The organism is Pedobacter hiemivivus, from assembly GCF_004331685.1.
Lineage (GTDB): Bacteria > Bacteroidota > Bacteroidia > Sphingobacteriales > Sphingobacteriaceae > Pedobacter > Pedobacter hiemivivus.
Genome location: NZ_SJSM01000037.1, coordinates 1 through 14166, shown reverse-complemented (window position 1 = coordinate 14166; position 14166 = coordinate 1). Strand labels below are relative to the sequence as shown.

Sequence of the window (14166 nt, the reverse complement as noted above, 5' to 3'; positions counted from 1 at the left end):
CAATGTCTAAAATATTAGTAACCGGAGGAACCGGTTTTATTGGCTCACATACTGTAGTAGAACTACACAATGCAGGCTATGAAGTTATTATTGTTGATGATTTTTCCAATTCTAACCCGAAAATACTTCAGCAAATAGAAGCAATTATAGGAGTTAAACCTGAACTTGTAGAATTGGATTTATGCGATGAGGCTATAGTAAAGAACTTTGTTTTACAGCACAACGATATTGCTGGGGTAATTCATTTTGCGGCATTTAAAGCTGTAGGTGAGTCTGTACAGCAGCCGTTAAAGTATTACAGAAATAACTTTTATTCGCTGATCAATCTGATCAACGCATTTGACAGTAAGGTGAATTTGGTTTTTTCATCATCGTGTACTGTATACGGGCAGCCGGATGTTTTGCCAGTAACTGAAGATGCGCCAACTAAAAAGGCAGAATCACCTTATGGCAATACTAAACAGATTGCAGAAGAGATTTTGCAGGAAACTTGTGCAGTAACTCCTCAATTAAAAGTAACGTCTTTACGTTATTTTAATCCTGTAGGTGCGCACCATACTGCTTTGATTGGTGAATTGCCAATTGGTGTTCCTCAAAACCTGGTTCCTTTTATAACGCAATCTGCAATCGGTAAACGTGGACCAATCACTGTCTACGGTAATGATTATGATACTCCTGATGGCAGTGCAATAAGGGACTATATTCACGTGGTGGATTTAGCAAAAGCACATGTTGCGGCAATTAAACGGCTAGAAAGCAATAAGGCCAGCACTAATTATGAGGTGTTTAATCTAGGTACCGGAAAAGGTTCGTCTGTATTGCAGATCATTGATGCATTTGAATCCTCTACTGGCGTAAAACTAAACTATACAATTGGCCCAAGAAGAGAAGGCGATATTGAAAAAGTTTGGGGCGATGTAACAAAATCTACAAAAGAGCTGGGCTGGAAAGCTGAATTAGACTTGAAAGAGATGATGTCGTCTGCCTGGAAATGGGAAAAATATTTACAGGATAATCCTTTTTAAATGTTATTAAGTGAGCATAAGGAGCTGAAACTGGAGATCAAGTCTCTTCCTGAAAAGGAAAAGGATAAGCTACTGCTCAGGTTAATTGCTAAGGACAAGGTTTTAACTGAACATCTTCATTTTAAATTGCTTGAAGACGAGCACGATCTGGTACGTAGGCAGGAAAAACTCATGTCTGACATTGATGATGGTATTGCTGACTTGATGGCTTCCAGAAGGTTGAACTCGAAGGAGACCTTATTGAAAATGCGTAAATTAAATGGCAGCATTAATCATCATTTTAAAGTGACAAAGGATTTAAATAGTGAAATGGAACTTAGGATTCATTTGCTAAATCAGGTACCCATCGAATTTGATGAAAATGTTTTTTCTGCCCTTTATAAATTTAATGAGAAGCTGGTTATTTATTTTGTAAAAACAGCACTTTCAGTTTTAAATAAATACGATAAAATGCATGAGGATCTACAGTTTGACCTTAAAGCGTCTTTGAATATTTTGTTAGATAAAATTTACACCAATAAAACGGCAGCAATTGCAAAAACGCTGGGCTTGCCAACAGAATTATAACAATAACTTATAGAAAGCTACATAATTTCAATGAAAAAAATATTAGTAACAGGTGGTGCAGGTTTTATCGGATCTCATGTGGTACGAAGATTTGTAAACAATTATCCTCAGTATGAAATTGTAAATCTTGACAAATTAACCTACGCAGGTAATTTGGCGAACTTAACTGATGTGGAAGATAAATCTAATTATAGGTTTGTTAAAGCCGATATCACTGATGCAGTTGAAATCAATAACTTATTTCAGAAAGAACAATTCGATGCAGTGATCCATTTGGCTGCTGAATCTCATGTCGATAGGTCGATCGCGGATCCTACGGCGTTTGTAATGACGAATGTGATTGGTACTGTAAATTTATTGAATGCAGCAAGAGAGTTTTGGAAAGAAGATTATTCAGCGAAACGGTTTTATCATGTTTCTACCGATGAGGTTTATGGTGCGTTAGGCGATACAGGTATGTTTACTGAAACAACGGCTTACGATCCGCATAGTCCATACTCGGCTTCTAAAGCTTCATCCGATCACTTTGTTAGGGCTTATCATGATACCTACGGTTTGGATATAGTAATTTCTAATTGTTCAAATAATTATGGTTCTCACCATTTTCCGGAGAAATTAATCCCATTAGCTATTAATAATATAAAAAATGGTCAACCTGTACCTGTTTATGGAAAAGGGGAGAATGTGCGTGATTGGCTTTGGGTGGAAGACCATGCCAGGGCTATTGATGTGATTTTTCATCAGGCTAAAACAGGGGAAACCTATAATATTGGCGGGCATAACGAATGGAAGAACATTGATTTGATCCATTTGCTTTGCAATATTATGGATCAAAAGCTAAATCGTGAACCAGGGGAGTCAGCCAAGCTGATCACTTTTGTAACGGATAGGGCAGGACACGATTTGCGTTATGCAATAGATTCAAGTAAGCTGCAAAACAACCTGGACTGGGTGCCGAGTTTACAGTTTGAAGAAGGATTGGAAAAAACTGTAGATTGGTACCTGGAAAACGAAGAGTGGCTGAGTAATGTTACTTCAGGGAACTACCAAGCTTATTACGATACTCAATATCAGGGACGATAATAACCTATTCATATCTTAAAGCCTCTACTGGATCCAGTTTAGAGGCTTTTTTTGCGGGATAATATCCCGAAACTATACCTACTAAAACACATACAGCAAAACCTCCAAAAATCCATTCCCATGGAATAATGAATGAGCCACCCATCCCCAGAGAGATCAGGTTTCCGATGGCTATGCCCAGGAATATCCCAAAAGCTCCACCCATTAGACAAATGATTACGGCCTCTATCAGAAACTGTTTCCTTATAACGGCTGGATTTGCACCAATTGCCTTTCTGATGCCAATTTCCCTGGTTCTTTCCGTAACGGAGACTAACATGATATTCATCAGCCCAATTGAAGCGCCCATTAAGGTAATTACGCCAATAGCTATACCTCCCCAGACAATGTACCGTAGGTTTTCAAATAGGGTTTGTGCCATGGCGTCGCTTTTGGTTATCTCGAAATTGTTAGGATCTGTCACCCTTATTTTTCTGATATTCCTAAATACGGCGGTTGCTTCTCCAATGACATTATCCATAATATCATTGCTTGGAACGATAACGGTTATGGTATAAGAAGGATTTGAGGTGGAGTTGATCAGTTTCGCTTTTAATAAAGGGACATATACAGCACGATCACCACTAAAACCCATGCTTTGACCTTTGGATACGAGTACGCCAATTACTTTTAATCGACTATTGCCTACATTAATAATTTTATCCAGTGGATCCTGATTTTTGAATAGCTTCTCGCTGACCTCGCTTCCAATAATACAAATGTTGTTTCCAGATTGAACTTCTGCCAGATTGAAATTTCGACCCAAGGCTAATTCCAGGCCTTGCGAACCGAGACCATGCTCATCTATACCCTGGATGCTGATGTTTGGATTTGTTTTTTCAGTATCATACTTAACTGTGGCACCTCTGGTTGCTACAACACTTATGGCTACTTTTGCAGGGGTATTTAGCCGTTCTTTAAAGGCTAAAGCATCTTCATATCTGATAGATTTAAAAGGCTTTTGTCTTTGTCCAGAGCCGCCAATCCTGATACCTGTACCACGGTTTCTAATGTTGAATGAATTTGCACCCATACTGGAAAAAGCTTCTGTCATACTTTTTTTAACGGCATCAAGTGTCGTTAAAATACCTACCAAGGCAGATAACCCAATTGCAATGATCAATGCGGTAAGCATGGTACGCAACCGGTTGCCAGTAATGGATTGCAGGGCTAATTTTACGTTCTCAGTATAGGTCATTACAGGCAGATAGATTTAGGTGCTAAAATAAAAGTCCTGTTGTTAAGACAACAGGACTTACTATAATGTTACAAATGATAATCTCTTTTATACTGAAAAGCTGGTTCCACAACCGCAAGTGCTTGCTGCATTTGGATTGCTAAAAGTAAATCCTCTCGAATTTAAGCCATCCTGCCAGTCAACCTGCATTCCCATCAGGTACATTTGATGTGCTTTATGCATGAAAACTTTTATGCCATCAATAATAAACTCTTGATCGCCGTCCTTTTTCTGATCAAAACCCAAAACGTAATTCATTCCAGAACAGCCACCACCTTCAACGCCTACACGTAAGCCAAAATCTTCGGCGATTTCTTGTTGGTCTTTTAGTTTAAAAAGCTCTTTTACAGCTGTTTCTGTAAATGTTACAGGGGCGAATGCGGTATCTACTGTATTACTCATGTTATTTATCAACCGTTAAAAATGTATTAATAGGGCAAATATAAATCAAAATGCACATTTTTGTCGGTACTACGACTAATTATTACGGTATTTAAACAAAATAGAATGGACTTGCAGAAATTTATAACCGAAGCAGCAGTATTGGTAATTGGAGGGGTGGCTACGGTTTCGGCTGGGTACTATTTAATAAAGGATGACATCAGGACCTATTTTAGATTGAAATTTTCTGATCAAAAACAGGAAAAAGATAACCCATTATTGTCGTTGCGCTTACAAGCCTATGAGCGTTTAACTATTTTTATAGAGCGTATAAATCCTGCTAACCTTTTTATCAGACTGCATCAACAAGGGTTAACACTTGCTGAGCTTCAGGTGATGGTATTAAACGAAATTAAATCAGAGTATCAACATAACATCACTCAGCAGCTGTACATCAGTACACCTACCTGGGATGTAGTAAAGAAGCTAAAGGACGATACCATCGCTATGGTGAATAATGGCGCTAAAAGTCTGCCTGCAGATGCTCCAGGTGTTGATTTGAGTAGAAAGGTTTTACAGCATATGGCGGGTATTGAAAATAACCCCTATGATTTGACATTAGATTTGATTAAGAAAGATATTCATCAGTTGTTTTAGTTATGAGCAATAAAAAGTTTACCACTACATCAGGTATAGAAATAAAAGAGGTATACACTAAACCTAGTGCTCAGATTGAAGCGCCCGGTGAGTTTCCGTATACAAGAGGTATTCAGAAAGATATGTATAGAGGTCGGTTATGGACCATGCGACAGTATGCTGGTTTCTCTACCGCCGAAGAGTCAAATAAGCGTTACCACTACTTGTTAAAGCAAGGAACGATGGGACTTTCGGTAGCTTTCGATCTACCTACTCAAATCGGTTATGATTCAGATCATGAAATGTCAGAAGGGGAGGTAGGGAAAGTTGGTGTGGCCATCGATTCATTAAAAGATATTGAAATATTGTTTGATGGTATTGAGCTGGAGAAGATCACTACATCGATGACGATTAATGCTACCGCTTCCATTTTGTTGGCGATGTATATTGCTCTGGCTAAAAAGCAAGGTGCTGATATCAGACAAATTTCTGGTACGATCCAAAATGATATTTTAAAAGAGTATGCGGCAAGGGGGACTTATATCTATCCACCTAAAGCATCTATGCGGATCATTACCGATATTTTTGAATATTGTAGTAAAGAGGTGCCGAAATGGAATACGATTTCTATTTCCGGTTATCACATCAGAGAAGCTGGCTCAACAGCTGTGCAGGAATTGGCCTTCACGCTGGCAAATGGAAAAGCATATTTGAATGCGGCTCTTGAAAAAGGATTAGATATCAATGTTTTTGCCAAGCGCTTATCCTTCTTCTTTAATTGTCACAACAACTTTTTTGAGGAGATCGCAAAATTTCGCGCAGCCAGAAGAATGTGGGCAAAGATTACAAAAGATCTTGGGGCTACGGATGAAAAGGCACAGATGCTCCGTTTTCATACACAAACAGGCGGGTCAACGTTGACAGCTCAACAGCCACTTAATAATGTCATAAGGGTGACCAATCAGGCAATGGCTGCAGTACTAGGCGGAACTCAATCTCTGCATACCAATGGTTATGATGAAGCACTTTCTTTGCCTACCGAGGCTGCTGCAAAAATCGCTTTGCGGACACAACAGGTCATAGCCTTTGAAAGTGGTGTGACGGATACAGTAGATCCTTTGGCTGGATCATATTTTGTGGAAGCCCTTACTGATGAAATAGAAGCCGCTGCTCATTTGTATATTGATAAGATCGATGCCATGGGTGGATCTGTTAATGCGATCGAAAATGGTTATATTCAAAATGAAATTGCTGATGCCGCTTATCAATATCAAGTTGAAGTTGAAAAGGCCAGTAGGATTATTGTAGGTGTAAACAAATTTACTCAGGAAAAGGAAGGTATAAATGATGTATTTACTATTGATGAATCCATTCGGACTATCCAGACGGAAAAGTTAAATAAACTTAAAGCTGAGCGGGATAGTAACGTTGTGGAAAAAGCACTAAATGACTTATCCAATGCTGCTAAAAGTACTGACAATCTCATGCCATTTATTCTGGCGGCAGTTGAAGCCTATGCTACACTTGGGGAAATAGCTGATGTGATGCGTAATGTTTTCGGAGAATACTGATTCTTATGTTAATAAATAGTTATCCACATAAAAAATTGAGGTTAACTATGGTATGAGTTTGCTTTATAAGCACTTACCAAATAAATGAAAATTAAGTTTTTTTTGTTGATAATTTTTTGAATATTCGATCTCACGAACGAGCTCACCTTATATGCTCTTATCGTCGTTGTAAACCAAGAAATTATAGCATGACAATGGAAAAAACTTGTACAGAAGTATGGAAGGACTGTCTCCAAATCATAAAAGATAATATTCCGACCCAAAGTTTTAAAACTTGGTTCGAGCCAATATCTGCATTGAAGTTGGAGGGCAAAGTTTTGACGATACAAGTACCAAGTTTATTCTTCTATGAATGGTTGGAAGAGCATTATGTTGGACTGCTCAGAAAAACGGTTAAGAAGCAGTTGGGAGATGAGGGGAGACTAGAGTATAATATTGTTGTAGATAAATCTTCTAATAGTGGATCTCCTTATACGACTAACATGCCAAGCAATGGAAATGGTGCCGAAGCTAAAAGGCAATCTATGCCGATCCCGGTATCGATAAATAAGGATATTAAAAATCCTTTCATTATACCAGGCTTAAAAAAATTGAACGTAGATCCTCAGTTGAATTCCAATTATACTTTTGAAAATTATATAGAGGGAGATTGTAATCGTCTGGCGCGCTCTGCGGGTTACGCAGTGGCTGCAAAACCAGGAGGTACGTCATTTAACCCTTTGATGATTTATGGTGGGGTAGGCTTGGGCAAAACGCATCTTGCGCAAGCTATTGGTAATGAGATTAAACGCAATATGCCGGATAAGTTGGTAATTTATGTTTCTTGCGAGAAATTTTGCCAACAGTTTGTAGACTCGTTAAAAAATAATACCATCAACGATTTTGTTAATTTTTATCAGGCCATGGACGTGATCATTATGGATGATGTGCATAATTTTGCAGGTAAAGAGAAAACACAGGATATATTTTTCCATATTTTTAATCACTTGCACCAATCAGGCAAGCAGGTTATTTTGTCTTCTGATAAAGCGCCAAAGGATTTAGCTGGATTAGAAGAGCGATTGTTAAGCAGGTTTAAATGGGGGCTTTCAGCTGATTTGCAAGTGCCGGATCTGGAGACCCGTATTGCTATTCTTCGTAAGAAGATGTATGCAGATGGGATTGAATTGCCTGCCGAAGTAGTAGAATATGTTGCGCATAATATAGATAACAATGTTCGTGAACTTGAAGGTGCTATGGTGTCTTTACTTGCACAATCAACATTAAACAAAAAGGATATAGACCTGGCATTGGCTAAGCAGATGTTAAAGAATTTTATCAAGAATACTTCAAAAGAGATTTCTATGGAGTACATTCAGAAGTTGGTATGTGAATATTTTGAAGTACCGGTGGATATGGTTAAATCTCAAACGCGTAAGCGGGAAATTGTTCAGGCACGTCAGATTTCGATGTACCTTTCAAAAAGCCATACCAAATCATCCCTAAAAACAATCGGAGCTTTTTTTGGTGGAAGAGACCACTCGACAGTAATTTATGCCTGTCAAACGGTCGAGGATCTTATTGATACCGATAAAAAATTTAAAGGTTATGTGCACGATATCCAAAAGAAATTAAAAATGAGCTAGTTTTACTCATTGTACTAAAAAAGCCTGTAAGTTTTTGCTTACAGGCTTTTTTAGTACAATGAGTAATTGTTTAATATTCTTCTAGTTTCATTAATCCATAAAATAGCGCTGCACAATGTAGGGCCTGATCTATTTTATGGTTAGCTAGTAGCTGTTTCACTTCTGCAATGGTATATTCTTCGACAATTAGAATCTCATGTTCATCTAAATGTTGCTCATGTGTTTTTGTCCCACCCTTTAACAGGTATGTATAAGTCACATTGTCTGCAGTAGCTGGATTAGGATGAAGTGTTGCAATCAGTTCGGCACTTTTAAAAGAATAGCCAGTCTCTTCCAATAACTCTCTTCTGATGGCATATTCAGGTAGCTCATCGCCATCAATAACTCCACCTGGTATTTCTAAAGAAACAATATCAGCCGCATGACGGTACTGACGTACCATGATTAACTTGTTGTCTTCGGTAAGTGCAACCGCATTTACCCAGTTTGGATATTCCAATACGTAGTAATCGTCTTTTGTACTTCCATTTTGCAACTTGCAGGTGTCCACCCTAAGTGTGGCCCATCTTTCTTTCACCAGGTATTTCGATGAAAGCTTTTCCCATTTCAATATTTCCATTTAAAGTATTAATTACCAGCTTCCGCTGCTACCACCACCACCAAAACTACCACCGCCGAAGCCACCAAAGCCTCCTCCGCCGCCGCTGCTTCCACCGCCCCAGCCGCCACCGCCAGAACCTCTTCCTCCACCAAGCAGCATGCTCCAGAAAAGTGCATCGGCAACACCGCGACCGCCTATAACCTGACTGCCGCCACCGCCGCCGCCACCTTTTTTAAGCAAGATGACGATCACCACCACAATGATGATCACGAGAATGATTCCAGATCCGCCTTTACCGCCTTTTGCAGCCTTTGGTTTGTCGTTCTTATATTCGCCCTTGGTAGCAGCAATAATTGCATTTGTTCCGGCATCTAGTCCTTGATAGTAGTCGCCGGCCTTAAAGTAAGGTTTGATGTCATTATCTATAATCCGTCTGGTGTACATGTCTGGCAATACGCCTTCAACGCCATATCCAGTTTGGATAGCGATCTTCCTGTCGCCAAGCGCTACAACGATCATTATACCATTGTCTTTGCCTTTAGTGCCTACGCCCCATTTTCTGCCCAGTTGAAGGGCATAATCATTGATGTCATATTCGCCAACGGATTTGAGTATGGCAATAGCCACTTGTATAGATGTTGAATCATCAAAGGCAACCAGTTTTCGTTCCAGTTGCTGTATTTGGTCGGCCGAAAGCGTTCCTGTGTAATCATTAACTAGTGTATTGGGCTTAGCAGGGAAATCCTGGGCAAAGCCCGCAACGGAAAGAATGATCAGGAATAAGGCTATGATTGATTTCTTCATTGCCTAATGTTTTGCATGTTGATCCATAAAAATAATATGATTTGGCAGCTCATTAATGTCGTCCCCTTCAAAAGGGAAATACAAAGCCATTTTTTCTCCAGCTAGTACAATGCCGGCTATAATTCCTTGAACAATATTACCGCCTGCAAAATGGGCCTTCATTGCTACTTGTGTCATCTCCCAGAAATCGGGTGGTACAACCTTGTTGATGCCACTGTCACCTATTATTGCAAATTTATGGTCTTCGTAAGCAAGGTAGATCAGTACACCGTTGTGTTTAGCCGTTTTATCCATTCCCAGTTTCGAAAAATAGGTGGTAGCTCTTTCAAAAGCATTGCCATTGCATTTTTTTTCTACGGCTATTCTTATTTCGCCCGAAGTAGCTTTTTCAGCCTCTGAAATTGCATTCGCAATCAGCTCCTGGTCTTGTTCTGTAAATATGCCCATGATAGGATTACATGATATGAATAAGGGTAATGCGTGTTTTGATAATTAAACATGCATTACCCTTAAAAGGTGTTACTTTATATTAGAATTCTACTTTTGGTGCTTTTTCAGCTCCAGCTTCAGCTTTAAAGCCAGTTTTCTGACTAAAACCAAATATACCCGCCATAATATTATTAGGGAATGATCTTATTTTAGTGTTATATGTTTGTATAGATTCATTAAAATCTTTACGCGCAACAGCGATTCTGTTTTCAGTTCCAGCCAATTCAGCAGAAACATCTCTAAATTGTTCTGTAGCTTTTAATTGAGGGTAATTTTCTGTTACCATCAGTAAACGACTCAGCGCTTGACTAACCTGGCCTTGTGCAGCCTGGAATTTTTCGATGTTTTCTGGTGTTAATTTGTCTGGGTCAATAGTAACCTGTGTAGCTTTTGCTCTAGCCTCAGTTACCTGAGTTAAGGTAGATTGCTCAAATTTTGCTGCACCTTTAACGGTATTCACTAAATTAGGAATCAAATCTGAACGACGTTGGTACTGGGTTTCTACCTGATTCCATTTTGCTTTCACATCCTCATCAAGTTTAACCATACTATTGTAACCACATCCACTCATGGTTACAACCAGAGCTAAAACGCCTACTATTGCTAATACTGTTCTTTTCATTTTTTCGTTTTTTTTGATTTTAGTTATCGTGAGGCCAATAAACGACCTCTCGGTTTAAGTGTTAATTTACACATTAGAACTCAATTTCCGTACCTTTGTTACAAGTTCGGGATAAAAACCTGACAACGGTTATGCAAAAAGACATTGAAATCACCATGGCTCCAGAGGAAATGGAGTCTGAAAATATCCTCAAGAAAACACTCTCAACTGCCTTAAAAATAGACTTGGTACGGATTAAAGGATATAAAATTCTGAAACGCTCTATTGATGCCAGATCTAGAAAAGTAATTTATCGGTTACAGGTAAGCGTATTTATCGACGAGACGCCATTGGCAGAGATTTTTACGATAAACTATCAAAATGTCAGTAATGCTAAACCTGTAATTATTGTGGGAGCAGGGCCAGCGGGATTATTTGCTGCTTTGCAATGTATAGAAATTGGCCTTAAACCTATTGTTTTAGAGCGAGGCAAGGATGTAAAACAGCGAAGAAGAGATCTTGCTATCATCAATAAAGAAGGAATAGTAAATACAGAATCTAACTATTGCTATGGTGAGGGTGGCGCGGGAACCTATTCGGATGGAAAGCTTTATACCAGATCTAATAAGCGTGGTGATATCAACAAAGTGTTGCAGACTTTTGTGCAACATGGTGCAACAGATGATATTTTAATTGATGCCCGACCACATATCGGTACTAATAAATTACCTCAAATTATAACCGCCATCAGAGAAACTATATTAAATGCTGGCGGTGAAGTCCATTTTGATCAGAAGGTGACCGATATTCAGGTCGATTTTGGAAAAGTGAAGGGTGTGATGGTTAACGATGACTATAGTTTGTCTGCCGATGCCGTTATTTTAGCTACTGGCCATTCGGCTCGTGATATTTACGAATTGTTACATCATAAGGGAATTCTTGTTGAGGCAAAGCCTTTTGCCTTAGGCGTCAGAATTGAGCACCCGCAAGCTATTGTTGATGCGGCGCAATACCATTGTGATATTCGAAGTGAGTTTTTGCCGCCTGCTTATTACAGTTTGGTAGAGCAGGTAGGTAGTAGGGGTGTATTCTCTTTTTGTATGTGTCCGGGGGGAATTATAGCTCCATGCGCTACCTATGAAAACGAGATCGTTGTAAATGGATGGTCGCCCTCTAAAAGAAATAACCCATTTGCAAACTCTGGAACTGTGGTTCAAATTACATTGGAAGATGTAAAAGGCGATGATCCTTTAAGAATGATGCATTTTCAGGCAGAAATAGAACGGAGCGCTTTTCAATTGGGTGGTGGTAAATTGGTTGCTCCTGCACAACGGATGGTAGATTTTGTTGAGGGAAGGCTTTCTAGCGATTTACCCAAGAACTCTTATCTACCCGGGACAAAAAGTGTGATACTGAAAGATACGCTTCCTGATTTTGTGGCTTCGAGCTTAAAAAGTGCATTGCCTGTATTTGGGAAAAAGATGAAAGGCTATTATACCAATGAAGCGATTTTGGTGGGTGTAGAAAGTCGGAGTTCATCCCCTGTGCGTATTCCGAGGGATAGGGAAACGTTTCAGCATCCACAAGTTTCTGGACTATTTCCTTGTGCAGAGGGAGCCGGTTACGCCGGTGGTATTGTTTCTGCTGCTATTGATGGGGTAAACTGCGCTAATGCGGTTTTAAAGATGAGCTAATCCAAACAGATTTTAATTGTTATTTGTTATAAAGTTAAGAAATGGAATAGTTTTGGCTTACACTAGCAGAGGTATTTGTTGAAAACATATAAAATAAAACGGTGAAGAAGACTTTAATTATAGGTGCAAGCCCAAATCCTGAACGTTATGCTTATCGTGCGGCCCATATGCTTACCGCTAAAGGCCATGATATTGTGAACATTGGAATTAAAAAAGGGGAGGTTGCTGGTGTCGAAATTGAGAAACAAGGTGTAATACATCATGATATTGATACTGTAACCTTATATATAGGTACACATTTGCAAGATCAGTATTATGACTATATATTGGAAACTAAGCCTAAAAGGGTTGTTTTTAATCCTGGGACTGAAAATGTAGAATTGGAAAGTTTGTTGGTGGCTAATGGAATTGAGCCTGTAGAGGCATGTACATTGGTGTTGTTGTCTACAGGACAGTATTGATCGTTTGATTTTACAGTGTTATTTAACTTAATTTTAGATAGGCCCTTATGGTAGTAATACCGTAAGGGCTTTTTTGTGGATTAAGGTTATAGAGCTGAGAATTTTACTGTTTGCCCTTTGGTTTCCTTCGGGGATGAATTTATACATCAAGGAGTTTGAAAGGAGTCCGAAAGGAGTTTCAAAGGAGCTAGGGTCCTACCAGAGTCCTAGGAGAGTCCTACTAGAGTCCTAAGAGACTCCTACCAGTCTTAGACCATCCCCGAAGGATCTCCAAAGGATCTCCAAATATTCATCAAACAAAGGATTGGTTATTCAGCTTATGATAAATTGTATCGCATCCTTAGTCCATAATCCTACCTTTTTAAAATAGCGTTCAGTTTTTCTGGTTGTGTTGTAGGGAGTTATGGGGTTGATGGGGATAATAGTTGATTTAAGTTTGTGAGGGGAGATAATTTTCCTACTTTTGCATCCCGCTTCGGAGGAAGGGTTTGTAAGAAAAGGAAGAAGATGAAGGTTGAATGAAGGGTTAGAAAAAGAGATTGGTGTTTCTTTAAGGGTTGTTAAAAGCCTCGAAAAATAAAAGAAATAAAGTTTAATAAAAAACTTGAAAAAGCCAAAAAGATTTCTACCTTTGCAATCCCAAACAGAACGGGAGTTACCAAACGGAGTTTGTTAACAGAATAAAAAAGATTGAAACGTTGAAAATTTGAAACTGAGATTCGGAACATTAAGACCGAAACGAAACTGAAGAATAATAAACGAAGAAATATAAAGAAGATCCGTGAGGTGATTCGAGAAGTTCATTAAAGAGATGTCATTTATAAAGCATAGCGAGGTAAGATAGTACAGTTTCAAAGTACATGAAAACCAAAGCTATTTTTTCAAGTCAGAATCTAACTAGACAATATAATTAGAATAAGACTATTATTAATACAAGTTAAGAATGGTCAGTGTTCGAACAAAACATTTTACAATGGAGAGTTTGATCCTGGCTCAGGATGAACGCTAGCGGCAGGCCTAATACATGCAAGTCGAACGATACTCTCTGGCTTGCTAGAGAGGAAAGTGGCGCACGGGTGCGTAACGCGTATGCAACCTACCTTAATCAGGGGGATAGCCCGAAGAAATTCGGATTAACACCGCATAAAAACACAGGATAGCATTATCCAATGTTCAAATATTTATAGGATTAAGATGGGCATGCGTGTCATTAGCTAGTTGGCGGGGTAACGGCCCACCAAGGCGACGATGACTAGGGGATCTGAGAGGATGACCCCCCACACTGGTACTGAGACACGGACCAGACTCCTACGGGAGGCAGCAGTAAGGAATATTGGTCAATGGAGGCAACT

General features: G+C 39.2%; 14 protein-coding genes and 1 rRNA gene. 9 read left to right on the top strand and 6 right to left on the bottom strand.

Translation table 11 applies throughout. From position 1 onward, the window contains the following. Positions 1 to 2 precede the first annotated feature (2 nt). From galE to rfbB, 3 genes are read left to right on the top strand one after another with little or no spacing between them, the layout of a single operon-like run. Complete coding sequence (gene galE, locus EZ444_RS26075; RefSeq protein WP_131612846.1) at positions 3 to 1025, top strand: UDP-glucose 4-epimerase GalE; 1023 nt, start codon at positions 3 to 5, stop codon at positions 1023 to 1025. Then, positions 1026 to 1592, top strand: a complete 567-nt coding sequence (locus EZ444_RS26070; protein WP_131612845.1) for a hypothetical protein — start codon at positions 1026 to 1028, stop codon at positions 1590 to 1592. Between the two features lie 30 nt (positions 1593 to 1622). Next, complete coding sequence (gene rfbB / locus EZ444_RS26065; protein WP_131612844.1) at positions 1623 to 2675, top strand: dTDP-glucose 4,6-dehydratase; 1053 nt, start codon at positions 1623 to 1625, stop codon at positions 2673 to 2675. A 4-nt stretch (positions 2676 to 2679) separates the two neighbouring features. On the opposite strand, the gene EZ444_RS26060 is transcribed toward rfbB, so the two are convergent. Next, positions 2680 to 3912: an ABC transporter permease gene (locus tag EZ444_RS26060; protein WP_169472415.1), complete on the bottom strand. Its 1233-nt coding sequence runs from the start codon at positions 3910 to 3912 to the stop codon at positions 2680 to 2682. Between the two features lie 87 nt (positions 3913 to 3999). After that, positions 4000 to 4353, bottom strand: coding sequence for a HesB/IscA family protein (locus EZ444_RS26055; protein ID WP_090783010.1), 354 nt, complete (start codon positions 4351 to 4353; stop codon positions 4000 to 4002). Between the two features lie 105 nt (positions 4354 to 4458). Between EZ444_RS26055 and EZ444_RS26050 the strand changes: the two genes are divergently transcribed. From EZ444_RS26050 to dnaA, 3 genes are all read left to right on the top strand, one after another. Continuing rightward, positions 4459 to 4989: a DUF7935 family protein gene (locus EZ444_RS26050; protein ID WP_131612842.1), complete on the top strand. Its 531-nt coding sequence runs from the start codon at positions 4459 to 4461 to the stop codon at positions 4987 to 4989. 2 nt (positions 4990 to 4991) lie between these two features. Continuing rightward, positions 4992 to 6539, top strand: a complete 1548-nt coding sequence (locus EZ444_RS26045) for an acyl-CoA mutase large subunit family protein (protein ID WP_131612841.1) — start codon at positions 4992 to 4994, stop codon at positions 6537 to 6539. A gap of 194 nt (positions 6540 to 6733) precedes the next feature. Further along, positions 6734 to 8164: a chromosomal replication initiator protein DnaA gene (gene dnaA, locus EZ444_RS26040; RefSeq protein WP_131612840.1), complete on the top strand. Its 1431-nt coding sequence runs from the start codon at positions 6734 to 6736 to the stop codon at positions 8162 to 8164. 70 nt (positions 8165 to 8234) lie between these two features. Here the strand turns inward: dnaA and EZ444_RS26035 are convergent, their stop codons facing one another. The 4 genes from EZ444_RS26035 to EZ444_RS26020 form a co-directional block, all read right to left on the bottom strand. After that, complete coding sequence (locus EZ444_RS26035; protein WP_131612839.1) at positions 8235 to 8783, bottom strand: NUDIX hydrolase; 549 nt, start codon at positions 8781 to 8783, stop codon at positions 8235 to 8237. A 12-nt stretch (positions 8784 to 8795) separates the two neighbouring features. Continuing rightward, positions 8796 to 9569, bottom strand: coding sequence for a TPM domain-containing protein (locus EZ444_RS26030; RefSeq protein WP_131612838.1), 774 nt, complete (start codon positions 9567 to 9569; stop codon positions 8796 to 8798). Positions 9570 to 9572: 3 nt separating this feature from the next. After that, entirely contained in the window at positions 9573 to 10016 is a 444-nt protein-coding gene (locus EZ444_RS26025; RefSeq protein ID WP_131612837.1) for a TPM domain-containing protein, read from the bottom strand. An 82-nt stretch (positions 10017 to 10098) separates the two neighbouring features. Further along, positions 10099 to 10680, bottom strand: coding sequence for a LemA family protein (locus tag EZ444_RS26020; RefSeq protein WP_131612836.1), 582 nt, complete (start codon positions 10678 to 10680; stop codon positions 10099 to 10101). Between the two features lie 131 nt (positions 10681 to 10811). Here EZ444_RS26020 and EZ444_RS26015 point away from each other — a divergent pair, with 131 nt between their 5' ends. The 3 genes from EZ444_RS26015 to EZ444_RS26005 all read left to right on the top strand — a co-directional run. Beyond that, entirely contained in the window at positions 10812 to 12353 is a 1542-nt protein-coding gene (locus tag EZ444_RS26015) for an NAD(P)/FAD-dependent oxidoreductase (RefSeq protein WP_131612835.1), read from the top strand. Positions 12354 to 12454: 101 nt separating this feature from the next. After that, positions 12455 to 12814, top strand: a complete 360-nt coding sequence (locus tag EZ444_RS26010; protein ID WP_131612834.1) for a CoA-binding protein — start codon at positions 12455 to 12457, stop codon at positions 12812 to 12814. Positions 12815 to 13784: 970 nt separating this feature from the next. Then, positions 13785 to 14166, top strand: a 16S ribosomal RNA gene (locus tag EZ444_RS26005); the annotation flags it as partial.

Excerpts from the sequence above, each read along its gene's own strand:
- galE (WP_131612846.1), top strand. The coding sequence starts at position 3 with ATGTCTAAAATATTAGTAACCGGAGGAACCGGTTTTATTGGCTCACAT.
- EZ444_RS26070 (WP_131612845.1), top strand. The coding sequence starts at position 1,026 with ATGTTATTAAGTGAGCATAAGGAGCTGAAACTGGAGATCAAGTCTCTT.
- rfbB (WP_131612844.1), top strand. The coding sequence starts at position 1,623 with ATGAAAAAAATATTAGTAACAGGTGGTGCAGGTTTTATCGGATCTCAT.
- EZ444_RS26060 (WP_169472415.1), bottom strand. The coding sequence starts at position 3,912 with ATGACCTATACTGAGAACGTAAAATTAGCCCTGCAATCCATTACTGGC.
- EZ444_RS26055 (WP_090783010.1), bottom strand. The coding sequence starts at position 4,353 with ATGAGTAATACAGTAGATACCGCATTCGCCCCTGTAACATTTACAGAA.
- EZ444_RS26050 (WP_131612842.1), top strand. The coding sequence starts at position 4,459 with ATGGACTTGCAGAAATTTATAACCGAAGCAGCAGTATTGGTAATTGGA.
- EZ444_RS26045 (WP_131612841.1), top strand. The coding sequence starts at position 4,992 with ATGAGCAATAAAAAGTTTACCACTACATCAGGTATAGAAATAAAAGAG.
- dnaA (WP_131612840.1), top strand. The coding sequence starts at position 6,734 with ATGGAAAAAACTTGTACAGAAGTATGGAAGGACTGTCTCCAAATCATA.
- EZ444_RS26035 (WP_131612839.1), bottom strand. The coding sequence starts at position 8,783 with ATGGAAATATTGAAATGGGAAAAGCTTTCATCGAAATACCTGGTGAAA.
- EZ444_RS26030 (WP_131612838.1), bottom strand. The coding sequence starts at position 9,569 with ATGAAGAAATCAATCATAGCCTTATTCCTGATCATTCTTTCCGTTGCG.
- EZ444_RS26025 (WP_131612837.1), bottom strand. The coding sequence starts at position 10,016 with ATGGGCATATTTACAGAACAAGACCAGGAGCTGATTGCGAATGCAATT.
- EZ444_RS26020 (WP_131612836.1), bottom strand. The coding sequence starts at position 10,680 with ATGAAAAGAACAGTATTAGCAATAGTAGGCGTTTTAGCTCTGGTTGTA.
- EZ444_RS26015 (WP_131612835.1), top strand. The coding sequence starts at position 10,812 with ATGCAAAAAGACATTGAAATCACCATGGCTCCAGAGGAAATGGAGTCT.